The following is a 21,941-nucleotide window of genomic DNA, read 5'->3' as shown; positions in this document are numbered from 1 at the left end:
TTCACGAATGACGAATCGATGCCGAATGGGGATAACTGGTGGGAATGCAACTCCCATTCGATATCGGTGAGATTCGACGGCGTCTGATCGACTGTGGCGAGTTGGATCGGTACTCGCGATTCAGTGCTAACAAGGTTTCCAGTTCGCCGCCGGGTCAGGCCTACTCCTTGACCAGCGGTGAAGGAGCATGGATCTTGCGCTGTTCGTCGAGCAGTGATGACAGTCTTGGAACACGAGGAATTCGAGCGGAGGCCACTGCGCTGCACATGCTCGAAAAGAGCAGCATTCCAGTACCTCTCCTTGTCTACCGGGACGAAGTCTCTGGATTGGTCGTCTCTCGACGGGTGCATGGATCATCTCTCCGGACCGACATTCAGTTAGCCGACGTCGAGATCGGCGCGAGAAGCCTGGTAGCGAACTCATTTGCCGACACGCTTGCCGGGATTCATTCGCTCGAAGTCGGCCTCAACGGTGTGAGTGCTCTCCCCGGGATGTGCGGGGAACTGCACAACTACTTGTCCGAGATTGGAATAAGGCTCGCTCGGCACGAATTGAGTGTGAGGCCTGCGTTGAACGCGCTCCTCGATTCCCTCGCGCGATCGGTGCCGGCGCCGCAGAAGCCCTGCTTGCTCCACGGCGAATATCGTCTGGATCGAACGATTTTCGACCTCGCCGACTCCCCACTATTGCGCGCAGTGACAGATTGGCGTCGAGTAGGTTTCGGTGACCCGCTGTTGGACGTTGGTATCGCTTACGTTTTCTGGGCAGGTTTGAGAGGAATTCCCAGCGTTGTATCGGGTTGCCCTTCAGTTCATTTCGGATACCCGGCATTCGAGCAGTTGTTGTCCCGGTATCGAAGGTCAGTTACCTTCGATGTCGATACACGCGTGTTGCCGTGGTTCTACTCGGTGGGGTTTCTCGAGGTTGCTGCACGTGTGCTCGAACTGTGCAATGAGAGACGCGAATGGCTCTCGAGCACAAATAGATTCGGCGATGTGTCGGCCTTGGTGACACCATTGATCACCCGCGCAGTTGCAGCCTTGGAAGGCAGTCACCTTGCCGCATCCTTTGTGCTCACGCGATGACAGAGACCCAACGAATGCTTGGAGGAAAGTCGTGACGCACGACAATCGAACCACCGGGGAGGGGCGCAAGCTGCTCCGTCTCGAGATCCGAAACGCGGAGACGCCCATCGAACGCAAACCCAACTGGATCAAGACCCGAGCAAAGATGGGCCCCGAGTACACGGAGCTCAAGGGCCTGGTCAAGCGTGAAGGTTTGCACACCGTCTGCGAGGAAGCGGGCTGCCCCAACATCTACGAGTGCTGGGAAGACCGCGAAGCCACGTTCCTGATCGGCGGTGAGCAGTGCACACGCCGCTGCGACTTCTGCCAGATCGACACCGGCAAGCCCGAGGCTCTCGACCGCGACGAGCCCCGTCGCGTCGCGGAAAGCGTTCAGGCCATGGGCCTTCGGTACTCCACGATCACCGGCGTCGCCCGCGACGACCTCCCCGACGGTGGCGCCTGGCTCTACGCCGAGACCGTCCGCAAGATCCACGAACTCAACCCTGGCACCGGCGTCGAGAACCTGGTTCCGGACTTCAACGGCAAGCCCGAACTGCTCGACGAGGTCTTCGCCTCACGCCCCGAGGTACTCGCACACAACCTCGAGACCGTCCCCCGCATCTTCAAGCGGATCCGTCCGGCATTCCGGTACCAACGCAGCCTCGACGTCATCACCGCAGCACGCGACTACGGACTGGTCACCAAGTCCAACCTGATCCTCGGCATGGGCGAAACCCCTGAAGAGGTCACCGAGGCGATGGCAGATCTCCACGCCGCCGGTTGCGACATCCTCACCATCACCCAGTACCTGCGACCCTCGCCCCGGCACCACCCCGTCGAGCGGTGGGTCAAGCCCGAGGAGTTCGTCGCACACTCGAAGGCTGCAGAAGCGATGGGCTTCGCCGGCGTCATGGCCGGTCCGTTGGTTCGCTCGTCGTACCGCGCCGGCCGCCTGTATGCGCAGGCCATGGCACATCACGGCCGTGAACTTCCCGAGGCGCAGCGTCATCTGACCGAGGGCGGCGACGCTTCCCAGGAAGCCAGCTCACTCATCGCACGCCTCGTCGTCGATATCTAGTGCGCCGACGTCAGTTCGATACAGGAATTGGGCGACTCAGGTACGCGAACGGGCATCGCTCATCCGATCGAGCCCACTTTCCATGGATACTGCCAGTCGCTCGAGTGCGGCAAGGACCTTCCCCCGGTCCCGGCCGAGTTGGGTGAACAATTCACCGTGAGCGGCGAGTTCGCGAGGAAAGACGTCGTCGACGACAGCGTTTCCCTGGACCGTCATCGTGATCAGTGCAGATCGCCTGTCTTCGGGATTGCTTGTGCGGGAGACGAGTCCTCGCTTCTCGAGTCGCGCGAGTGCCTTGCTGACCCCGGCCCGAGACATACCGAGGCGTTCGGCGAGACGAATCGCGGTGACCGGTTCCTCGGCGTATCGCAGTGGCACAAGCAGTTCCACTTCCGACACGGTGAGATCCGCGGTTTGGTATACCGGTTCGACTGCTAGTTCGAGAAGCGCCGTAATCCGTTTGAGTTGCGCGACCACTTCCATGGGCGAGGTGTCGAGGTCGGGATTGTTTTCGGCCCAGAGGTTGCAGGTACGGGAGCGGAGTGTTGGTTCGTTCACGATTCCTCAACTTTGTTAACCGGTAAACAAATTTGCTAGATTGCCAGAATAGCCCACCGTCTCGGGTGGGACGATCTGCGGACTGGGGGAGCACATGAGGTTCGACGTGGTGATTGTCGGTGGCGGTGCGGCGGGGTTGAGTGCCGCGCTTGTTCTGGCTCGGGCTCGGCGGCGAGTGATGATCGTCGATGCAGGTAACCCGCGCAATGGTGTCTCCGAGCACCTGCACGGGTACCTGACGCGGGATGGTGAGAGTCCTACGCAATTACTTGCGGCCGGCCGCAAGGAGGTTCTCGAGTACGGCAGCGAAATGACGACTGGCACCGCAATCCGAATCGAGCGCACGGACGACGGTGGGTTTCTTGTGCAAACCGACGCGACTGCGTCGCTGGAGGCACGGACTGTTCTGGTTGCTACTGGGTTACGTGACGAGCTGCCGAACATCGCTGGGCTGCAAGATCGCTGGGGCGTCGACGTTCTGCATTGTCCCTACTGTCACGGGTACGAGGTTTGAGATTCCCCGATCGGTGTGCTCGGTGGTGGCAATAGGCCGTTCACCATTCATCAGGCGTCGTTGGTGCGTCAATGGTCGGAGGATGTCGTCTTCTTTCCCAACCGTATCGAGCTGACGGGAGCCGAACGGGAGCGGCTGATTGCCAGGGGGATTCGCATTGTCGAAGGCGATGTGGCTGGCGTGTCGGTTGGCGATGGTCGATTGGACGGCGTCGAACTGGCCTCCGGTCAGGTAATTCCGCGAAGCGTAGTGTTTGTCGGCCCACGGTTTGTTCCGCGAGGCGATCTGTTGACTGACCTGGGGTGTGAAGCCGACGAAAATGGTTGGGTGGTAACTGATCCTGCAGGCAGCACAAGTGTGCCTGGAGCCTGGGCCGCGGGGAATGTGTCGGATTCTCCGGCGCAGTTGATCACCGCCGCCGCTGCCGGATCAAAGGCTGCGATTGCACTGAATCACTATCTGCTCGAGCAGGATATCGTGCGAGCGGTTGCGATCGCAGCCGAACTTCAGCCGAGTGAAACCGGAAGCAACCCTCGCGGGGTCTCTTGAGCGATCTGGTTCAGCGCAGACTCCAACGTCGGAAATTGATACTGGAAGCCGCTGTCCGCGAGCACCCCTGGTGAAACCCAGCGACTCTTCGTTACCAGTTCAGCCTCGGTGCGGATGATTCGTGCGCCGAACTCGAGCATCCAGCCCGGCGTCGGAAACCCATATTGTCGGCCAAGTTTCGCTCGTACCATCCGCATCATGTCGGTGTTGGTTACCGGATACGGGGATGCGATATTGACCGGGCCTGAGATCTCCGGATTCTCGTAGACGTGGATGATCGCGCGAATGACGTCGGCGATGTGAATCCAGCTGAACATCTGTCGGCCGTCGCCCATTCGTCCGCCGAAGCCCATTCGGGCGAGGTTGACGAACGGATTGATCGCCCCACCGCCGGCTCCGAGGACGATCGACATCCGAAGTGCCACTTTGCGAACAGGCGTCGGGGCTGAGAACAATTCGTGTTCCCACGCTCGCGCGACCGCTACGGAGAATCCCTTACCCAGCTCTCCGTTCTTCTCGTCCATCGGTCGATCTCGTGCGTCTCGGTAGATCGTGCCGGTACTGGCATTCGCCCAGAGTGAGGGTGGCTGCGGCGTGCGGGTCAGCGCACGACCCAACAGTGCAGTCGTTTCCACTCGGGAGGAGAAGATGTCGTCGGCATTGCGCTTGTTGTAGCGGCAGCTCACGGAGCGGCCGGCGAGGTTGACGAGCAGATCCGTGCCGCTGAGTACATCGGCGACGCCGTGCTCGTCGGACCACGTGGCATCGCTCGTTCCTCCCCGGCCGATCGTCCGAACGTCGACCCCGTTGGATTCGAGCGTTCGAAGAAGGTGTTGGCCTACGTAACCCGACGCACCACAGACAACAACGGTCTTCATGGTTTTGTGTTCCCCTCTGCAGAAACGACTTTTGTCATCAGGGCGGCGACATCGCCGACCAGACCTCGTGCCACTGGCAGCCGGGCGAGGGTGAGCGCTTTCGCGATGATCGGTACCAGGCCGTCGACGAGGGATCGGGTACGAGTTTGCCCCGGAGACGCGTCGGTGACCCAGTGCAGCGTCACGCCCAGATAGCTGAGCCACAAGAGCGTGGGGAGCTGGGTCTCCAATGACGCCGGCGTCTTCTGCTTCGACGCCGCCAGTGCTTCACGCATCAGATCGACGGCCATCGATCTCGCATCGGTCGACTCGGCCGAGAACGGGCTGGACTGTGATGTGGTGGGCAGGGCAACGTGCAGAAACGTGCTGCCGAAGCCGTGATAGGGCCCCATGACATCGAGTCCGGTGTGCAGAACAATCCTGAGATTTTCTGTCAGTGACCCACCTTCGCGAAGGAGTGGAAGCGCCCGCGCGCGGTGATCGCGTTGGATGACGAGATACAGCTCGTGAACCAGTTCGTCTTTACTGGCGAAGTAGTAGTAGGCGTTCCCGAGCGAGACCTCTGCCTCATTTGCGATCTTGCGCATGGTCGTCGCTGCGAAGCCCTCGTCGCGGAAGAGCCGCAATGCTGTTTCCACCAGCTTTTCCCTGGTCTCGATCCCGCGACTACTCATCGACACTCCTTCTTTGAACATGTTCAAGTGCAGCGTACGCCCCAAAGTTGAACACGTTCAAGACTTGATCTGTTGCGAGCGAGATAATAAGCGCGCATACTAAATCCATGATTGAGATTGTGAGCGGTTCGCCAGGTGGTCGGCGATGAACGCATGGTTGGGAGTTGTGTCCGCCGAACATGTGCGTCGCGCAGTGGATCTCGGTATCGCACAGATCGGGCACGGAAAGAGAGCCGGATTGGCACGGATGAAAGCAGGTGACGTGCTGGTCTACTATTCGCCGGTCGAGTCCATTGGTGATCGAGATCCGTTGCGCGAGTTCACAGCTCTCGGTGTGATCGAAGAGGGTGAGATCTGGCAGGCGGACGAGGGGTGCTTCAAGCCGTTTCGGCGTCGAGTGCGATACGAGCAGTTCACGCCCGTTCCACTCGGCGATGTGCGGAGTCGATTGGCGCTGACCTCGGCACCGAATTGGGGGTATCAACTCCGGCGTGGCTTGATTCCGTTGGATGACAACGACGTCGAGGTTCTGCGTTCGACGACGAGCTGACACACTGGCGCTGTGGCGAAGAAACTGGAAACCGACTTCGAGGACGCGGACGAGAGTCCCGGTCTGATGTTGTGGCGTGTCACCAATGCTTGGCAAGCCTCGATTCGCGCGGCGCTGCGACCTTTCGACCTGACCCACGTGCAGTTCGTTCTGCTCGCAGCACTGACCTGGCTGGATGCAGAGACGCCGATAACTCAACGCGGTCTTGCCGAGTACGCGCGCACCGACGCGATGATGACGTCACAGGTGATTCGGACCCTCGAATCCAAGGGGTTTGTCGAACGACGTCCACATCCGACCGATGCTCGTGCTCGCTCGCTTGCCGTCACGCCGGTGGGTGCGGCCTTGGCCGGCAGGGCGAACCGCGCGGTGGAATCTTCGGACCGGGAATTCTTCGCCGCTCTGGGGGATCGTCAGGCGGCCTTCGTCGCGATGCTCGGCGCGCTTGATCGACGGTAACAACCCTCAGTTTCGAGGAGGTTGCTCTGTAGTTCTCTGCAGCAGTGCGTATTTGGCTTCCAGTCCGTCCAGTAGGGATTCCAGCGCGAGTTCGAAACTGGCACCGTCGATTTCCGCAGCACGCTCACGCAACAGATGTGCTCGCGTGAGGTGCGGGTAACGCTCGGCGTAGATCGCAGGATCGTCCACGAATCCGCCGGAGAACGTCGCCGTCGCAGCACCCATGACCACGTACTTGACGGAAGCGCCGATCAGTGTTGCCGTGCGCTGTGGCCATCCGGCGCGCACCAGTCCGCCATGGATGGCGTTCGCGCGATCGAGGGCGATGGGCCTGACGCTCGGACCGTAGGCCAAGTAGGGAACGATATTGGGATGCTTGCCCAGGGCGGCGTGGTAGGACCGCGCCCACGTGCGTAGCGCGCCGCGCCAATCGTCGGAGTCGAAGCCGCTCACGTCGACGGACTCCATGATGACGTTCGCGACGTCGTCGAGTAACTCGTCCTTGTTGGCGTAATGGCTGTACAGCGACGGTGCCTGTACGCCGAGAACAGTGGCGAGTTTGCGCATCGAGAAGTCGGTCAAACCGTGCTCGTCCACCAGTTTCAGGGCGGTGTCCCTGATGATCGGCTTACTCAGTAGTGGAACCCGCGGTCGCGCCATCGCCCAGAACCCTTTCGTCTGAAAGTACTGGACAACCTTACACTGTGAGTTTATTATCCAATTAACCTAACAGTGTTCGGGAACGTGGAGGATCAGATGACACGGGTGTTCGAGAACAAGTCCGATCTCCTGGGGGCGGTCGGTGAAACGCTGGGCTCGAGCGAGTGGGTCGAGGTCACCCGCGAGATGGTCCATCAATTTGCCGACGCGACCGGTGACCATCAGTGGATTCACGTCGACGACGAAAGGGCAAAGCGTGAATCACCTTTCGGTGGTCCGATTGCCCACGGGTATCTGACTCTCTCGCTCCTGCCGCTTCTGTCGAAGTCCGTGTATCGCATCGACGGCGCGAAAATGGTCGTCAACTACGGGTCCGACAAGGTTCGATTCCCGAGTCCGGTGCCAGTCGGGGCCAAGGTTCGAAATACCGCAGTGCTCTCCGCAATCGAAGAATTGCCGAACGGTTCACTACAGAGTCAGATCACCAACACCGTCGAGATCGAAGGCGTGGGCAAACCTGCCGTCGTTGCGCAGACCGTCGCGCGAATCTTGTTCTGAAACCCTGCCAGAAGAAAGCAGACTCCACATGAATCTCGAACTGACCACTGAGGAAGTTGCGTTCCGCGAGGAGATGCGAAAGTTCTTCACCACCGAATTCTCGCCCGAACTTCGAGCACGTGCAGCCGGATTCGGAAAGCTGACTCGTGAGGACATCGTTGCGGGTCAACAGATTCTGAACGCACACGGGTTGGCGGTTCCACACTGGCCGGTCGAATGGGGTGGCAAGGACTGGACTCCGGTTCAGCGCCACATCTATTCCGAGGAAATGCAGTTGGCGTCGGTACCCAACCCGTTGCCGTTCAACGTGAGCATGGTTGGGCCCGTTATCGCTGCCTTCGGTTCGCAGGAGCAGAAGGAGAAATTTCTCCCCGCTACGGCCAACGCCGATATCTGGTGGTGCCAGGGTTTTTCGGAACCCGAAGCCGGTTCGGATCTCGCTTCACTCAAGACAGCCGCTGTTCGTGACGGCGCAGACTACATCGTCAATGGTCAGAAGACGTGGACTACTCTCGCGCAGCACGCCGAGTGGATCTTCTGTCTGGTTCGTACAGATGCCAGTGCTCAGAAGCGGCAGGCCGGAATTTCGTTCTTGCTCATCGATCTGGCAACTCCCGGCATCACGGTTCGCCCCATCAAACTGATCGACGGCAGCGTCGAGGTCAACGAGGTGTTCTTCGACAACGTCCGCGTCCCTGCGGAGAATCTTGTCGGCGAAGAGAACAAAGGCTGGGACTACGCCAAGTTCCTGCTCGGCAACGAACGCACGGGCGTCACGCGGGTCGGGTTCTCCAAAACTCTTGTCGCCACGGCAAAAGAGAAGGCGCGGGAAGTTCGCGTTGGAACCGGCACCCTCCTCGATGATCCGTTGTTCGCGGCTCGGTTGGCTGAGCTGGAAAACGATTTGCTTGCGCTGGATCTGACTCAACTGCGAGTTGTGGCGAGTTCGGCAGACGGCAAGCCGAACCCGGCGTCCTCGCTGCTCAAGCTCCGCGGCTCCGAATTGCAGCAGGCAGCAACGGAATTGCTGATGGATGTTGCGGGTCCGGACTCGTTGCCGGTGAATACGGTCGAGATCGACTCGCCGGAGTGGGCGCAGCAAGCGGCGCCGCGCTACCTGAACTACCGGAAGGTTTCCATCTACAGCGGATCAAGTGAGGTGCAGCGCTCCATCATTGCCTCCTCGATTCTCGGATTGTGAGCATCTGACATGAATTTCGAACTCGACGACGAGCAGACGATGCTTCGCGACACGACGCGTGAATTGCTCAACCGCAGCTACGACGCGGAGAAGCGTAACGCCACCTCGGCTACTGACGAGGGATGGAATGCCGCGGTGTGGAAGCAGTTCGCGGAGCTCGGGCTGCTCGGCCTGCCGTTCGCGGAGGCTGACGGCGGAATGGGCGCTGGACCGGTCGAGACCATGGTCGTGATGACCGAACTGGGCCGTGCGCTTGCACCCGAGCCGTACTTGGGTGGTGTTCTGATCCCCGGCGGTTTGATCGCGGCTGTCGGTTCGGCAGATCAGCGGGCGCGGCTCCTGCCGGCGCTCAGCGACGGGACCACTCTGTCGGCCTTCGCGCATACGGAACCCGGCACGCGCTGGCCGGTCGCCACCGTCACGACCACGGCGTCGCAGTCGGGATCGGGATCGGGGTGGACTATCACCGGCGTCAAGAACCCGGTCCTGCAGGGCGACAGCGCGCACGTCGTGATCGTCAGCGCCGCACTTCCAGACGGGGGCACCGGGCTCTTTCTGGTAGATGCGGAAAGCGCGGGTGTCTCATGGAGCAAATACGCAACTCACGACGGCCGTCGCGGTGCGCAGTTCACGTTCACCGATGCCGCGGCCGAACAGCTTGGTGAGGGCGGCGATGTCACGGAGGCGATCGTCGAAGCAGAGGTTCGGGCGCAGGCAGCTCTGTGCGCCGAGGCGATCGGAATCATGACCGAGGCACTGCGACTGACGACGGATTACCTGAAGCAGCGCAAGCAGTTCGGTGTTCCGCTCGCAAAGTTCCAGACGCTGACTCATCGTGCGGCCGACATGTACGTGGCGCTCGAACTGGCGAGCAGCATGAGTCTGTACGCCACCATGGCCATCGCCGACAGAGTGATCGATCCGACGATCGCGTCGCGAGCGAAGCTGGCTGTCGGTCGTGCCGCGCATCAGATCGGTCAGGAAGCAATTCAGATGCACGGTGGTATCGGTATGACAGCCGAGTATCCGGTCGGGCACTACGTCTCGCGGCTGGTGGCCATCGAACACACTTTGGGCGCATCTGACGATCACCTCAGGGTGCTGGCCGCCGGCGTCTCGAACTATTCGATGGTGAACGTCACCGAGTAGATCGGTGGTGAAGATAACGGGAGGTCACGCGCAGGTCGCGTGGCCTCCCTTGTCTGTGCGGGGGCCGACCCGCGGTATTCGCGGTCAAGTAAAATTCCTGTGATCAGTCCGAGAAGAGAAAGGGATCGAAGTGACCGCGCATACCGAGCAGCTCGAGTTCCAAGCAGAAACACGTCAGCTGCTGGATCTGATGGTTCATTCAATCTATACGAACAAGGACAGCTTCCTTCGTGAGTTGATCTCCAACGCTTCGGACGCGCTGGACAAGCTCCGCCTCGAGTCTTACCAGGACAAAGACCTCAACGTCGACGTCTCCGATCTGCATATCGAGATCGACATCGACAAGGCAGCACGCACCCTGACCATCCGCGACAACGGCATCGGCATGTCGCGTGACGAGGTCGTCGACCTGATCGGCACGCTCGCCAAGTCCGGCACCGCCGAGGTCCGTCGCAAGCTCAAGGAAGCCAAGGATGCAGCGGCATCCGAAGAACTGATCGGTCAGTTCGGCATCGGCTTCTACTCCACGTTCATGGTCGCGGACAAGGTCACGCTGCTGACCCGCCGCGCCGGTGAAGATCACGCGACGCGCTGGGAATCGACCGGCGAAGGCACGTACACGCTCGAGCATGTGAACGAGGCACCGCAGGGTAGCTCCGTGACCCTGCACCTGATGCCCGAGGATTCCGAGAACGGCCTGCACGACTACACGTCGGAATGGAAGATCAAGGAACTGGTCAAGAAGTACTCCGACTTCATCGCGTGGCCCATCCGCATGGATGTCGCTCGTACGTCGACGCCGGCCGAGGGCGAGGAGCCCGAGGTCACCATCGAGACCGAGACGATCAACTCGATGAAGGCGCTGTGGACTCGCTCCAAGGACGAGGTGTCCGAGGAGGAGTACAAGGAGTTCTACAAGCACGTCAGCCACGCCTGGGACGAGCCTCTCGAGGTCATCCCGATGAAGGCCGAAGGTACTTTCGAATACCAAGCGCTGCTGTTCATTCCGTCGACGGCACCGTTCGATCTGTTCATGCGTGAGCGCAAGGCCGGCATCCACCTCTACGTCAAGCGCGTCTTCATCATGGACGACTGCGAAGAGTTGGTGCCCGATTACCTGCGCTTCGTCAAGGGCGTGGTCGACGCACAAGACCTCTCGCTCAACGTCTCTCGTGAAATTCTGCAGCAGGACCGGCAGATCGCTGCCATCCGTCGTCGTCTGACCAAGAAGGTCCTCTCGACCATCAAGGACATGAAGGCGAACGAGCCCGAGAAGTACTCGACCTTCTGGACCGAGTTCGGACGCGCGCTCAAGGAAGGCCTGATGGCCGATGCCGACAACCGCAAGACGCTGCTCGACATCTCGTCCTTCGCCTCGACCAACAGCGAAGAGGGCGTGACCACTCTCGCCGAGTACGTGGAGCGCATGAAGGACGGTCAGGAACAGATCTACTTCATGACGGGCGAATCTCGTCACCTGATCGAAAGCTCTCCGCACATGGAGGCTTTCAAGGCCAAGGGCCTCGAGGTTCTGGTTCTCACCGACCCGGTGGACGAGATGTGGGTCGACGCTGTCTCGGACTTCGACGGCAAGACCTTCCAGTCGATCGCCAAGGGCGAGGTCGACCTCGACACCGAGGACGAGAAGAAGGCGGCCGAGGCCGAGCGCGAAGAGAAGGAGAAGGAATTCGGCGAGCTGCTGACGTGGCTGACCGAAACCCTGTCCGACGACATCAAGGAAACGCGTCTCTCGACGCGCCTGACCACGTCGGCTGCCTGCATCGTCGGCGACGCGTTCAGCATGTCTCCGACGCTCGAGAAGATGTACAAGGCTTCGGGTCAGCCTGTTCCACACAGCAAGCGCATTCTCGAGCTCAACCCGGAGCATCCGCTTGTCTCGGGTCTGCGGGAGGCGCAGGCCGCCAATGACAATGCAGAGAACCTGACGGAGACGGCTCAGTTGCTCTACGGCATGGCGTTGCTTGCCGAGGGCGGCGAGCTGAGCGATCCGGCGCACTTCACGCGCCTGCTGGCCGATCGTTTGGCCCGCACAGTCTGATCTCGTCTAGCTCGCTCGAACTCCCGGCACTCACCTTCATCGGTGGGTGCCGGGAGTTTTTTCTTGATCGTTTTCTAATGAGGACCGTTTCTGTCCGCAATAACGTCTAACGTAGTTCTCACAGGGCACGAACCCACGAGCGAAGGAAAACATCATGAACGCACCGATCACCACCGTCACCGGCGAGCGCGCGGATCTCCTCCAGAGCCTGCGTCGGCATCGTGAATTCCTTCTCTTCACCGTCAAGGACCTCACCGACGAGCAGGCCGCTTCGAGGCCGACCGTGAGTGAACTGTGCCTCGGCGGATTGATCAAGCATGTGGGTCAGGCGGAAAAGGGATGGGTCGACTTCATTCTGGAAGGGCCGGCCGGACTTGGTGGGGACTTCGACCCGACCCAGTGGTCGGAAGAGATGCAACAGGAACGGGCGAACGAATTCGCCATGGTCGAGGGTGAAACCTTGGCAGGCATCGTTTCCGAGTACGAGGGGATCGCGGCCAGGACCGACGAGTTGGTGGCCTCGCTGGACAGCCTCGACATCTCGCATCCACTGCCGTCGGCGCCGTGGTTCGAAGCGGGAGCTCGCTGGTCAGCGCGGCGCGCATTGCTGCACATCATCGCCGAGACGGCCCAGCATGCGGGCCACGCGGACATGCTTCGCGAAGCCATCGACGGTTCCAAGACGATGGGTTGATGGATGGATTGATCCACCGGGATGTTTACACATCACACAAATATGTAACACTAGTGTCTATGAGCACCGAAAAGTCTGCCTTGCAACCGCCGATGCAGTGGGACGCCTGGGGCGATCCGGCCAAGAAGCGTGAACTGTCGGACGCAGTCACATCATTGTTGACCGGATTTCTCGGTGTCTCCGCACCGACTCGATCGCGTCTCGCCATCGAAGACGTCCAGGTGGCTCCGTCCGCTATGGCCCAGTCGCATGTCGAAGCGCTGTCCGGGCTGGTCGGGGCCGAGTACGTCAGTACCAAGGATTCCGATCGAATCCTTCGGGCCGGTGGCAAGAGCACCCCGGATCTGCTTCGCCGTCGTAGCGTCGAGCCGCAGGACGCACCGGACGCAGTCGTCACTCCAGGGACAGACGCAGAGGTCGAGCAGGTTCTCCGATACTGCTCTGCCAACCGGATCGCAGTGGTCCCGTTCGGTGGTGGCACCAGCGTCGTCGGCGGGCTCGATCCCATTCGTGACGGGTTCGACGCAGTTCTTTCTCTCGATCTGCGCAGGTTCGATCAGCTTGTCGGGTTGGACGAGGAATCGGGCATTGCGACGTTCGGCGGCGGAACTACCGGCCCACGGGCCGAGGAGCTTCTGCGTGAGCACGGTTTCTCGGTCGGGCACTTCCCGCAGAGCTTCCTGTTCGCCACTCTGGGCGGGTTTGCCGCAACCCGGTCTTCGGGGCAGGCGTCGGCTGGATACGGGCGCTTCGAGGACATGGTCCAGGGCCTCACTGTTGTCACTCCGAGTGGTGTGATCGAGACCGGGCGTGCGCCGGCATCCGCCGCAGGCCCCGATCTGGGTGAGCTCTTTGTCGGCTCCGAGGGCACCTTCGGCGTCATCACGCACGTGCGTGTGCGGGTTCACCGTCTGCCCGAGACCACCGTGCGCGAAGGGTGGAGCTTCCCCGACTTCGCCACCGGCGCAGCAGCATTGCGTGAGCTGGTCCAGGAAGGATCGGCTCCGACAGTATTGCGGTTGTCCGACGAGGCCGAGAGTGGCGTGAATCTGGCGACCACCGACAAGATCGGCGAGAACGCCTTCACCGGTGGTTGCCTCGGCATCACTACCTACGAGGGCACCGCTTCGCACACCGCTGAACGGATGGCGGAGGCCCGAGCAATTCTCACCGCTCACGGCGGCACGTCGCTCGGTGAGGAGCCCGGAAACAGCTGGGAACACGGGCGATTCGATGCGCCGTATCTGCGTGACGCTCTCCTCGATGTCGGTGCGCTGTGTGAAACCCTCGAGACGGCAACCACCTGGGGTAACCTCGCGAACCTGCGCTCCTCGGTCACCGAGGCGCTGACCAAGGCTCTCGTCGAGCAGGGGACTCAGCCGCTCGTGATGTGCCACATTTCGCACACCTACAAGACCGGTGCTTCGCTGTACTTCACCGTGGTCAGCGCGCAGACCGAGGATCCGATCGCTCAGTGGCACAAGGCGAAAACTGCCGCTGGCGATGCGATCATCGCCGCCGGTGGCACGATCACCCATCACCACGCTGTCGGCGCCGATCACCGCCCATGGATGAAGGACGAGATCGGTGAACTGGGCGCGAACATCCTTCGCGCAGTGAAGAATGCAGTGGACCCTGCCGGCATCCTCAATCCTGGAAAGCTGATTCCGTGACCGAAACCCGCAGTCAGATCGAGAAGGTTACCGTCCTGATCAATCCGATGGCGGGACATGGTCACGCGCCTGCGGCAGGACGCAAAGGTGTTGCGCGACTGCGCGCTCGGGGAGTTGCCGTCACCGAGATCATCGGAACCGACGCCGACGACGCCAAGAAATTGGCCCGTCGTGCGATCGAGGAGGGTACCGACGCGCTGGTGGTGGTCGGCGGTGACGGTGCCATCAGCATCGGATTGCAGGCTGCCGCGTTGACCGATACTCCTATCGGGCTCATCCCGGCGGGCACCGGTAACGATCACGCCCGTGAGTTCGGCATTCCCACAGGCGATCCCGAGGCAGCCGCCGATGTGATCGCCGACGGCGTCGTGCAGCAGTCCGACCTGGCGAAGATCACGCTGGCCGACGGTTCCGTCGTCTGGTCGGGAACGATCATCGCGAGCGGATTCGATTCGCTGGTCAGTGAACGGGCCAATCGGATGTCGTGGCCCAAGGGACCGATGCGCTACAACTTGGCGATGCTCGCCGAGTTGGCGAAGATGAAGCCGCTGCCGTACCGGATCGAACTCGACGACGAGGTCATCACGGTGGACGCGACGCTCGTGGCTGTCGGCAACGGCCGCTCGTACGGTGGCGGCATGCTCATCACTCCGGGCGCGTCGAAGTCTGATGGGTTGCTGGATCTGACCGTCGTCGGGCACGGTTCGAGGTTGCGTCTGGTGCGCCTGTTTCCGCGGGTGTACAAGGGAACTCACGTCTCCTTGGATGCGGTGCAGACGTATCGGTCGAAGAAGGTGCGGTTGGTCTCCGAGGGCATCATCGCCTACGCGGACGGCGATCGGGTGGGGCCGTTGCCCATCACGATCGAGGCAGTTCCCACGGCGCTCAACATCTTGACGCACACTCGGATCTGAGTCGGTTCTGCCGGGCACTAGGTAGCGGTGGTGTCAGACTTCTCGGATGAACGAATCGACGAAGTCGGCGCACCGCCGCGCTGCGTGGACGTTGGAGAAATGGCAGCTAGCCATCGACATCCCGTTGACCGCTGCGGCCTGCCTGTTCTTGGTGGCGTACGCGTACCAAGTGCTGGCGCAACCGACGGGCCTTCCACGTCGTCTGACCGAATGGACGATGTGGGCTGCGTGGGTCGTTTTTGCCGTCGACTACGCAGTTCGCCTGTGGTTGGCACCTGCCCGCGGTCGCTGGTTCGTCAGGCATCTCTTGGACTTGGCGATGGTGGTGTTGCCCATGCTGCGTCCGCTGCGCCTACTTCGGTTGGTCACACTGCTTGCGATAGTTCACCGCTCGAGCGGGCAAAGCTTGCGTGGACGGGTGGTTATTTACGCCACTGGTGCCACGGCCTTGCTGATCGGTGTCGCGGCGCTGGCCATGCTCGATGCCGAGCGTCACGCGCAGGGCGCTGCCATCACGTCGTACGGAACGGCATTGTGGTGGGCGATGGAGACGGTCACGACCGTCGGTTACGGAGACATGGCGCCCGTTACCACGACCGGGCGCATGATCGCCGGAGCATTGATGATCGGCGGAATTGCGTTGCTGGGCATCGTGACTGCCACACTCGCTTCCTGGTTGGTCGAGCGCGTGGCGGAACAGGACGAGGCATCCCAGGCCGCGACGCGTAAGCAGGTGGCGGACCTGTCCGAGGAAGTCCGAGCCTTGGCCACCCGCACGCACCGAGTCGATCTCGCGTCCGTCGATACCGATTCGCTGCGTCGCGAACTGGCGTCGAGGGGAGTCGTGGCGCAGCATGCACCTTCGGACAATTGACCCGCAGTACAGCAAACAATAGAACGATGGTCTGATAATCTTGCGTGATGGTGGCGACCCACGGATTTCAGCGCGCGCGCAGGCCTGAGCAGATTGAAGCGCGTCGGTGCGCGATTCTCGATGCGGCCCGCGCGATGCTCGGGTCCAGGCCCGTCGCCGACATCAGCCTGCGTGAGCTCAGTGAGAGCGTCGGACTGGCGAAGTCCAACGTGCTTCGCTACTTCGACAGTCGCGAGGCCATCTTTCTCGAAGTGCTCGACGAGAACTGGGTAGCGTGGCTGGACGGGTTGTCCGAGTCGTTGACTCCGACCAGTGACGACTCACCGTTTGCCGCTGAAATTCATGTGGCATCCGCGGTTGCGGAATCGCTTGTCTCACAGCGGTTGCTGTGCGAGTTGATGAGCGTCATGGCCGGTGTCCTCGAAAGAAACATCTCCGTCGACTTCGCCCGTGACTTCAAGAGGCGGGCGACGGTCAACTCGGGAAGGTTTGCGTCGCTGGTTCATTCGCAACTGCCCCATCTCTCGGAGGGCGACGTCGCTCAATTCGCCAAGGTGACCCTGGTGATTGTTGCAGGCTTGTGGCCGACTGCCGAGCCTGCCGAATCCATGGTCGTCGTACTGAACGAGATGCAGGCGCTCCCTGCTGCCGACATGTTCGCAACCGGCCTACGTGAAGGTCTGATCAATCAGCTCGTCGGGCTGTCGGCGCGAGCGGCAACCCGAACGAGCTGAGCACGTTCAGGCGCTGTGCAGCGTCAGGACGGAGATCTCGCTCGGTGCGAACACTCGGAATGGTGGACCCCAGAACCCGGTTCCGCGGCTTGTGTACAACTGCGTGCGGTCGCCGTGACGAGTGAGCCCGTGCACCGACGGTTGATCGAGTTTGACCAGAAGGTTGAACGGCCAGATCTGTCCGCCGTGGGTATGACCGGCGAGCTGCAGATCCACTCCCGCGGAAGCGGACTGAGTTACCTGCTTCGGTTGATGGGCGAGCATCAGGATCGGCAAATCGGGGTCGGTGCCGGCAAAGGCCATATCGAAGTTCGCGCCGTGACCGTCGAGCTTCGATCCCAGAGCGGTGGCGTCGTCGACTCCGGCGATGACCAGGTTGTCGCCGCCCTTGGTGACGACGAGGTGCCGGTTGTGCAGGGCATCCCAGCCGATCGAGGTCATGTAGTCGAGCCACTCCTGAGCCTCGTGGAAGTACTCGTGATTCCCGGTGACGTAGACACGAGCGAGTCTGGCTTCCACCGACGCGAGTGGGGTGGCTTGGCCGAGGCGCTGCTCTACCGTTCCGTCGGCAATGTCGCCGACGTGGGCCACGATGTCGGCGTCGAGTTCGTTGACTGCCGCGATCACGCGCTCGGACCACTTCTCGCGATTGATCGGCCCGAAATGGGTGTCGGTAATTGCGACTACCCGAAGCTTGTCCATTCCCGCTCCGAGGCGAGGGATGGTGACGTCGACGTGCTTGATCCGTGGCAGTCTCATGGCTTCCCGATAGCCCCAGATCAGCAGAACGGCCGAGGTGATCAGTGCCGCAACGGCGACGATCCTCGATCGAAGCGGGTCATCCACGCCGCCGACGAGCAGTCCGAGCCTCAGGACTTCACCGAGCAGGGTCCACACGAACACGACCCAGATGATTCCGAGGAGGGCGTCGCCGACCAGGCGAACTGGATCGCGGTCAGTGTGTCCGTGGCTGAGCATCATGGTGGCAGGCAGGGTGATCAGGAGGGCGGCAAATAGAACGGTGCCGAAAACTGCCACCGCTGTCGGCCAGTCCGGCCGGACGAACAAGCTCCACCACGGGTACACGAACAACAGAGCCAAGATCGACGCGACAATCGCGGATATGGCAACGATCCGCAACGGTCTGCGGCGCGGAACTCGAGCGACGTCGGTCGCCTGGGGTGTAGTCACCCCGTCCAGAGTAAAGGTCCACTGGTCTATTAACAAGGGGACGGTGGTCCGCTATCGGAATGTCGGTGTTCTCGGATAGGTTTCCGAACGTTGAAACTCGGCCAGTGATCAGGTGGGTGGCGCATGGAGAAGTACGACGTCAAGAAGGCATACAAGGATCTCTATTCCCCCGGGCGCCGCGATTTTGCCCTCGTGACCGTCCCGCGCTTCGGCTACTTCGCCGTCGACGGTCACGGTGATCCCAACACTGCCACCGAGTACTCCGAGGCGCTCGAAGCGCTGTATTCGGTGTCCTACGCGACCAAATTCGCGAGCAAGAAGGAACTGGATCGCGACTTCGTCGTGGGCCCGCTGGAAGGGTTGTGGCGGGCAGATGACCCCGAGGTGTTCGTGACGCGGGACAAGTCGTCGTGGGATTGGACGATGATGATCTCGCAACCGGAGTGGATCACGGAGACCGAACTGTCTGCGTCGATTGACGCAGTCCGGGCCAAGGCAGTGCGGGCCAAGAAGGAGATTGCCGCTCTCGACAAGGTCAGGTTTCTCGAGTTGGAGGAAGGTCTGTCCGTCCAGATTCTTCACGTCGGCTCGTACGACGACGAAGCTCCCACCCTGGACCGGCTGCACAACACGTTCATCCCGTCGAACGGCCTGAGCTTCAACGGCGATCATCACGAGATCTACCTCAGCGACGCTCGCCGGACGCCGCCCGAGAAACTGAAGACGGTTCTGCGTCAGCCTGTTTCGAGGTAGCGATTACGGCTCGAGGCCGCGCAACTTCTCGAGGTCGCGTCGCTCGCGTTTGGTCGGTCTGCCGGCGCCGCGATCACGTCGCGGGATGGACGCGATCAGTTCGGGAGGCGGTGGGGGTGGTGAATTATCCTGCAGGCAATCGGCGGCCAGTACGGCGCTGACTCGTTTCGTGATCGGCTTGACCACGACGACAATGCGTTCGATGCCGGATACACGCACCCGCACCTCGTCGCCGGCTTTCACCTGCTGAGCCGCTTTTGTCGACGTTCCGTTGACCCGAACGTGTCCCGATCGGCAGGCGGTCGCCGCCTGCGAGCGTGTCTTGAACAGCCGAACCGCCCACGTCCAGCTGTCCACGCGGACACTGGTCGCATCGGAAGGGAGTTGGGCTGGCACGCTCGCCAGCCTACCGATGCAGGCTCAAAGACCCTGTGCGCGGATACCCGAGTACGCGCGCGGTGCGTACTGCAGACGTAGGGGAAGTAGATGCCAGAACCGATCGGTCAGTGCCAGGAAGCGGGCGAACCAGAAGTACATCCGTTCGTCGCGCGGCGTCCATTCCCATCCGAGAGTTTCGCGCGCCTTCTCCGGCATCAGTGCCTTGCCGATCCAGTTCGCCACGGCCATCGTGGGGCGTGAGGTCAGACGCCACAGCCACGTCGGAACCTTCGGAGCCGGTGCGATGTCGTGCTCGGCGATGCGCGTCGACCATTTTGTGGTGTGGGTGTTGATCAGGTGGTTGTCGAGCATGTCTTCCCAGTACGTGCGGAAGCTGGCGTAGTCGTCGAAAGCCGGTCGGTCGGTGAGTCCGTAACAGCGCCACCAGGTTACGGCCTCACGGACAAGCTGGTCCTTCTGCTCCGCCGTGAACTTCTTGTACGCGAATCGCTCGTTGAAATCGAGTATCACCTCGAAGAACGTGACGTGTGTCCACCAGAAAGTGTCAGGAGCGAGGGCGTGGTAACGCCCGCCGGTTTCGTCGATTCCTTTGAGATCGGTGTGGAAGTTGCGAACGAGCGTGCCTGTGCCCTCTTCGGTCCGGTCGTACACGACGCCGTAGATGGGCGGCAGTGAGCGGAACAGGCGGTCGAGCGGGTTGTCGAAAAAATTCGAATGATCCTGCAGCGCTCCACTTACCGCGGGATGCATGTTCTGCAGCGTGCCTGCGCGTCCGAGATACAGCAGACCGCGAACGTCGCCGAAGTGTGTCCACGTCAGGGAACCGGGGCCGATCGGATCGGCTCGTAGTTCCCGGGGCTCTGGTCGCGCCTGGGGCTTAGGCCGACGAGTATCGGTGTCCGGATCGCTGCTCATCTGGTTGACCCTCCGCCTGCGTTCATGTGACAACGGTTGTTGTCAAATGATGACTTTTGCTGCGCCGCGCGAATTTGTCAATGGATTCGGCTAGATCTGCCCGAAAACAACTCCGGCCCCTCACCTGCAACAGGTGAGGGGCCGGAAGAGTGAAGCGGTCGGACTCAGGCGTATTCGTAGAAGCCGCGACCGGTCTTCTTGCCGAGGCGACCGGCGTCGACCATGCGGCGAAGCAGCGCCGGCGGAGCGTAGTGCGGTTCTGCGAATTCCGCGTACAGGGACTCTGCCGCTGCGAGGGCAATGTCGAGACCGACGGTGTCGAGCAGCGTCAGCGGGCCCATCGGGTAGCCGCAGCCGCCCTTCATGGCCTCGTCGATGTCTTCTGCTGTGGCGTAGCCGGATTCGAGCATCCGGACAGCCTGGCACAGGTACGGGATGAGCAGAGCGTTGACGATGAAGCCCGAACGGTCGCCCGCGCGAACCGTCTTCTTACGCAAGGTGTTCTTGGCGTAGTCGGTGACGGCGAGAACGGTCTCTTCGGACGTCGTCAGGCTGACCACGATCTCCACGAGCGGCATGACCGGCACGGGGTTGAAGAAGTGAACGCCGACAACCTGGCCGGGGCGCGAGGTGGCCTTGGCGATCTTGATGACGGGGATCGACGACGTGTTGGTCGCCAGAATGCCTGCAGGCTTGACGATCTTGTCGAGCTTGCCGAAGATCTCGTACTTGAGAGCTTCGATCTCGGGAGCAGCTTCGATCACCAGATCGCGATCGGCGAACTCTTCCATGTCCAAGGTGACGCGGACGCGTGCGATCGCGGCGTCGGCTTCTTCCTGGGTGATCTTGCCCTTGGCGACGCCGCGGTTGATCGACTTGGCGATCCGTTCGCGAGCAGCGGCGGCAAATTCTTCTTTGGTTTCGAGCACCAGTACCGAGCTACCGGCTTTTGCACAAACTTCGGCAATGCCGGCACCCATGGTGCCGCCGCCGATTACGCCTACGAGTTCCACGATTCTCCTCAAAAATTAGGGGCAAGCCCCTGTGCGCCGTTCCGGTAGTCAGAACTACCAGAAAGGCGCACAGGGGCGCGAAGTGCCTTACTTCAACAGCGCACGCGACATCACGACGCGCTGAATCTGGTTGGTGCCTTCGTAGATCTGCGTGATCTTGGCGTCGCGCATCATGCGCTCGACCGGGAAGTCGGTGGTGTAGCCGGCGCCACCGAACAGCTGCACGGCGTCGGTGGTGACCTCCATGGCAACGTCCGAAGCGAAGCACTTCGCCGCAGCGGAGATGAAGCCGAGGTTCTTCTCGCCGCGCTCGGCGCGTGCTGCGGAGGTGTAAACCATCAGACGTGCGGCTTCGACCTTCATCGCCATGTCCGCGAGCATGAACTGAACAGCCTGGAAGTCGCTGATGGACTTGCCGAACTGCTTGCGATCCTTGGTGTATGCCAGCGCCGCGTCGAGTGCGCCCTGGGCCAGGCCGACAGCCTGAGCACCGATGGTGGGACGCGTGTGGTCGAGGGTCTCGAGTGCCGTCTTGAAGCCGGTGCCCGGTTCGCCGATGATGCGGTCGCCGGGGATGCGGCAGTTCTCGAAGTACAGCTCAGCGGTGGGGGAGCCCTTGATGCCGAGCTTCTTTTCCTTCGGTCCGACGACAAAGCCCTCGTCGTCCTTGTGGACCATGAAAGAGGAGATGCCGTTTGCGCCCTTGTCGGGATCGGTGACAGCCATGACGGTGTACCAGGTGGACTTGCCGCCGTTGGTGATCCAGCACTTGGAGCCGTTGAGGATCCAGTCGTCGCCGTCAGCCTTTGCGCGGGTACGCATCGAAG

The 21,941-nt window shown here is 61.4% G+C and carries 25 protein-coding genes; 16 read left to right on the top strand and 9 right to left on the bottom strand.

What is annotated here, in order from left to right:
• Window positions 1–44 precede the first annotated feature (44 nt).
• Window positions 45–1,085 (top strand): phosphotransferase family protein, encoded by a 1,041-nt coding sequence (locus QM609_RS29320; RefSeq protein ID WP_050656411.1) that lies wholly within the window; start codon window positions 45–47, stop codon window positions 1,083–1,085.
• A 31-nt stretch (window positions 1,086–1,116) separates the two neighbouring features.
• Window positions 1,117–2,145, top strand: a complete 1,029-nt coding sequence (gene lipA / locus QM609_RS28105; RefSeq protein ID WP_283337630.1) for a lipoyl synthase — start codon at window positions 1,117–1,119, stop codon at window positions 2,143–2,145.
• A gap of 36 nt (window positions 2,146–2,181) precedes the next feature.
• Here lipA and QM609_RS28100 read toward each other — a convergent pair whose 3' ends face one another.
• On the bottom strand, window positions 2,182–2,703 hold the full coding sequence (locus QM609_RS28100) for a MarR family winged helix-turn-helix transcriptional regulator (RefSeq protein ID WP_007731333.1): 522 nt from the start codon (window positions 2,701–2,703) through the stop codon (window positions 2,182–2,184).
• A 94-nt stretch (window positions 2,704–2,797) separates the two neighbouring features.
• On the opposite strand from QM609_RS28100, the gene QM609_RS29230 reads away from it, so the two are divergent.
• Together QM609_RS29230 and QM609_RS29225 are read left to right on the top strand one after the other, a co-directional pair.
• Window positions 2,798–3,217, top strand: coding sequence for an FAD-dependent oxidoreductase (locus QM609_RS29230; RefSeq protein WP_306170106.1), 420 nt, complete (start codon window positions 2,798–2,800; stop codon window positions 3,215–3,217).
• A gap of 63 nt (window positions 3,218–3,280) precedes the next feature.
• Window positions 3,281–3,766, top strand: a complete 486-nt coding sequence (locus QM609_RS29225) for an FAD-dependent oxidoreductase (RefSeq protein WP_306170105.1) — start codon at window positions 3,281–3,283, stop codon at window positions 3,764–3,766.
• Here the strand turns inward: QM609_RS29225 and QM609_RS28090 are convergent.
• Together QM609_RS28090 and QM609_RS28085 are read right to left on the bottom strand one after the other, a co-directional pair.
• Window positions 3,724–4,644 carry a TIGR01777 family oxidoreductase gene (locus QM609_RS28090; protein ID WP_050656413.1) on the bottom strand — a complete coding sequence of 307 codons (921 nt, stop codon included), beginning with the start codon at window positions 4,642–4,644 and terminating at the stop codon, window positions 3,724–3,726. The two genes, QM609_RS29225 and QM609_RS28090, sit on opposite strands and share 43 nt — an antisense overlap.
• Window positions 4,641–5,318, bottom strand: coding sequence for a TetR/AcrR family transcriptional regulator (locus QM609_RS28085; protein ID WP_007731336.1), 678 nt, complete (start codon window positions 5,316–5,318; stop codon window positions 4,641–4,643). The genes QM609_RS28090 and QM609_RS28085 overlap by 4 nt, the downstream gene beginning before the upstream one ends.
• Window positions 5,319–5,463: 145 nt before the next feature.
• Here QM609_RS28085 and QM609_RS28080 point away from each other — a divergent pair, with 145 nt between their 5' ends.
• Window positions 5,464–5,868, top strand: a complete 405-nt coding sequence (locus QM609_RS28080) for an EVE domain-containing protein (RefSeq protein ID WP_050656414.1) — start codon at window positions 5,464–5,466, stop codon at window positions 5,866–5,868.
• Between the two features lie 12 nt (window positions 5,869–5,880).
• A complete protein-coding gene (locus QM609_RS28075; RefSeq protein WP_003940281.1) occupies window positions 5,881–6,327 on the top strand; it encodes a MarR family winged helix-turn-helix transcriptional regulator in 447 nt (148 codons plus the stop codon).
• 6 nt (window positions 6,328–6,333) lie between these two features.
• Here the strand turns inward: QM609_RS28075 and QM609_RS28070 are convergent, their stop codons facing one another.
• Window positions 6,334–6,987, bottom strand: coding sequence for a TetR/AcrR family transcriptional regulator (locus QM609_RS28070; RefSeq protein WP_007731342.1), 654 nt, complete (start codon window positions 6,985–6,987; stop codon window positions 6,334–6,336).
• A gap of 96 nt (window positions 6,988–7,083) precedes the next feature.
• On the opposite strand from QM609_RS28070, the gene QM609_RS28065 reads away from it, so the two are divergent.
• The 9 genes from QM609_RS28065 to QM609_RS28025 all read left to right on the top strand — a co-directional run bounded on the left by QM609_RS28065 (window position 7,084) and on the right by QM609_RS28025 (window position 16,843).
• Complete coding sequence (locus QM609_RS28065) at window positions 7,084–7,545, top strand: MaoC family dehydratase (protein ID WP_007731344.1); 462 nt, start codon at window positions 7,084–7,086, stop codon at window positions 7,543–7,545.
• A 28-nt stretch (window positions 7,546–7,573) separates the two neighbouring features.
• Window positions 7,574–8,746, top strand: coding sequence for an acyl-CoA dehydrogenase family protein (locus tag QM609_RS28060; RefSeq protein WP_050656415.1), 1,173 nt, complete (start codon window positions 7,574–7,576; stop codon window positions 8,744–8,746).
• 9 nt (window positions 8,747–8,755) lie between these two features.
• Entirely contained in the window at window positions 8,756–9,895 is a 1,140-nt protein-coding gene (locus QM609_RS28055) for an acyl-CoA dehydrogenase family protein (protein WP_050656416.1), read from the top strand.
• A gap of 130 nt (window positions 9,896–10,025) precedes the next feature.
• The gene (gene htpG / locus QM609_RS28050; protein ID WP_050656417.1) at window positions 10,026–11,954 is read left to right on the top strand and encodes a molecular chaperone HtpG; all 1,929 of its coding nucleotides are present in this window, start codon (window positions 10,026–10,028) and stop codon (window positions 11,952–11,954) included.
• A 154-nt stretch (window positions 11,955–12,108) separates the two neighbouring features.
• Window positions 12,109–12,648, top strand: a complete 540-nt coding sequence (locus QM609_RS28045) for a DinB family protein (RefSeq protein WP_030535159.1) — start codon at window positions 12,109–12,111, stop codon at window positions 12,646–12,648.
• A gap of 92 nt (window positions 12,649–12,740) precedes the next feature.
• Window positions 12,741–14,321 (top strand): FAD-binding oxidoreductase, encoded by a 1,581-nt coding sequence (locus QM609_RS28040; RefSeq protein ID WP_042452763.1) that lies wholly within the window; start codon window positions 12,741–12,743, stop codon window positions 14,319–14,321.
• Complete coding sequence (locus QM609_RS28035) at window positions 14,318–15,235, top strand: diacylglycerol kinase (RefSeq protein ID WP_007731349.1); 918 nt, start codon at window positions 14,318–14,320, stop codon at window positions 15,233–15,235. Before QM609_RS28040 ends, QM609_RS28035 begins: the two co-directional genes overlap by 4 nt.
• A gap of 46 nt (window positions 15,236–15,281) precedes the next feature.
• Window positions 15,282–16,109 carry a potassium channel family protein gene (locus QM609_RS28030; protein ID WP_050656418.1) on the top strand — a complete coding sequence of 276 codons (828 nt, stop codon included), beginning with the start codon at window positions 15,282–15,284 and terminating at the stop codon, window positions 16,107–16,109.
• Between the two features lie 47 nt (window positions 16,110–16,156).
• The gene (locus tag QM609_RS28025; protein WP_050656419.1) at window positions 16,157–16,843 is read left to right on the top strand and encodes a TetR/AcrR family transcriptional regulator; all 687 of its coding nucleotides are present in this window, start codon (window positions 16,157–16,159) and stop codon (window positions 16,841–16,843) included.
• 6 nt (window positions 16,844–16,849) lie between these two features.
• Here QM609_RS28025 and QM609_RS28020 read toward each other — a convergent pair whose 3' ends face one another.
• Complete coding sequence (locus QM609_RS28020) at window positions 16,850–18,034, bottom strand: metallophosphoesterase (RefSeq protein ID WP_050656420.1); 1,185 nt, start codon at window positions 18,032–18,034, stop codon at window positions 16,850–16,852.
• Between the two features lie 123 nt (window positions 18,035–18,157).
• Between QM609_RS28020 and QM609_RS28015 the strand changes: the two genes are divergently transcribed.
• Complete coding sequence (locus QM609_RS28015) at window positions 18,158–18,787, top strand: GyrI-like domain-containing protein (RefSeq protein ID WP_007731353.1); 630 nt, start codon at window positions 18,158–18,160, stop codon at window positions 18,785–18,787.
• 3 nt (window positions 18,788–18,790) lie between these two features.
• On the opposite strand, the gene QM609_RS28010 is transcribed toward QM609_RS28015, so the two are convergent.
• From QM609_RS28010 to QM609_RS27995, 4 genes are all read right to left on the bottom strand, one after another.
• Window positions 18,791–19,183 carry an RNA-binding S4 domain-containing protein gene (locus QM609_RS28010; protein ID WP_050656421.1) on the bottom strand — a complete coding sequence of 131 codons (393 nt, stop codon included), beginning with the start codon at window positions 19,181–19,183 and terminating at the stop codon, window positions 18,791–18,793.
• A gap of 24 nt (window positions 19,184–19,207) precedes the next feature.
• Entirely contained in the window at window positions 19,208–20,101 is an 894-nt protein-coding gene (locus QM609_RS28005; protein ID WP_050656422.1) for an oxygenase MpaB family protein, read from the bottom strand.
• 164 nt (window positions 20,102–20,265) lie between these two features.
• A complete protein-coding gene (locus QM609_RS28000) occupies window positions 20,266–21,114 on the bottom strand; it encodes a 3-hydroxybutyryl-CoA dehydrogenase (protein ID WP_003940434.1) in 849 nt (282 codons plus the stop codon).
• Window positions 21,115–21,201: 87 nt separating this feature from the next.
• Window positions 21,202–21,941: acyl-CoA dehydrogenase family protein (locus tag QM609_RS27995; RefSeq protein WP_283337629.1), on the bottom strand; the 740-nt coding region annotated here is incomplete at its 5' end.

It is taken from the genome of Rhodococcus sp. IEGM 1302, assembly GCF_030056935.1.
Lineage (GTDB): Bacteria > Actinomycetota > Actinomycetes > Mycobacteriales > Mycobacteriaceae > Rhodococcus_F > Rhodococcus_F qingshengii.
This window is presented reverse-complemented; position numbering and strand designations above follow the sequence as displayed.

What these genes read in the sequence shown, in the direction of transcription:
- QM609_RS29320 (WP_050656411.1), top strand. Translation starts at nt 45, where the DNA reads ATGCAACTCCCATTCGATATCGGTGAGATTCGACGGCGTCTGATCGAC.
- QM609_RS29230 (WP_306170106.1), top strand. Translation starts at nt 2,798, where the DNA reads ATGAGGTTCGACGTGGTGATTGTCGGTGGCGGTGCGGCGGGGTTGAGT.
- QM609_RS28090 (WP_050656413.1), bottom strand. Translation starts at nt 4,644, where the DNA reads ATGAAGACCGTTGTTGTCTGTGGTGCGTCGGGTTACGTAGGCCAACAC.
- QM609_RS28085 (WP_007731336.1), bottom strand. Translation starts at nt 5,318, where the DNA reads ATGAGTAGTCGCGGGATCGAGACCAGGGAAAAGCTGGTGGAAACAGCA.
- QM609_RS28080 (WP_050656414.1), top strand. Translation starts at nt 5,464, where the DNA reads ATGAACGCATGGTTGGGAGTTGTGTCCGCCGAACATGTGCGTCGCGCA.
- QM609_RS28070 (WP_007731342.1), bottom strand. Translation starts at nt 6,987, where the DNA reads ATGGCGCGACCGCGGGTTCCACTACTGAGTAAGCCGATCATCAGGGAC.
- QM609_RS28065 (WP_007731344.1), top strand. Translation starts at nt 7,084, where the DNA reads ATGACACGGGTGTTCGAGAACAAGTCCGATCTCCTGGGGGCGGTCGGT.
- QM609_RS28060 (WP_050656415.1), top strand. Translation starts at nt 7,574, where the DNA reads ATGAATCTCGAACTGACCACTGAGGAAGTTGCGTTCCGCGAGGAGATG.
- QM609_RS28055 (WP_050656416.1), top strand. Translation starts at nt 8,756, where the DNA reads ATGAATTTCGAACTCGACGACGAGCAGACGATGCTTCGCGACACGACG.
- QM609_RS28045 (WP_030535159.1), top strand. Translation starts at nt 12,109, where the DNA reads ATGAACGCACCGATCACCACCGTCACCGGCGAGCGCGCGGATCTCCTC.
- QM609_RS28040 (WP_042452763.1), top strand. Translation starts at nt 12,741, where the DNA reads ATGCAGTGGGACGCCTGGGGCGATCCGGCCAAGAAGCGTGAACTGTCG.
- QM609_RS28030 (WP_050656418.1), top strand. Translation starts at nt 15,282, where the DNA reads ATGAACGAATCGACGAAGTCGGCGCACCGCCGCGCTGCGTGGACGTTG.
- QM609_RS28025 (WP_050656419.1), top strand. Translation starts at nt 16,157, where the DNA reads ATGGTGGCGACCCACGGATTTCAGCGCGCGCGCAGGCCTGAGCAGATT.
- QM609_RS28015 (WP_007731353.1), top strand. Translation starts at nt 18,158, where the DNA reads ATGGAGAAGTACGACGTCAAGAAGGCATACAAGGATCTCTATTCCCCC.
- QM609_RS28005 (WP_050656422.1), bottom strand. Translation starts at nt 20,101, where the DNA reads ATGAGCAGCGATCCGGACACCGATACTCGTCGGCCTAAGCCCCAGGCG.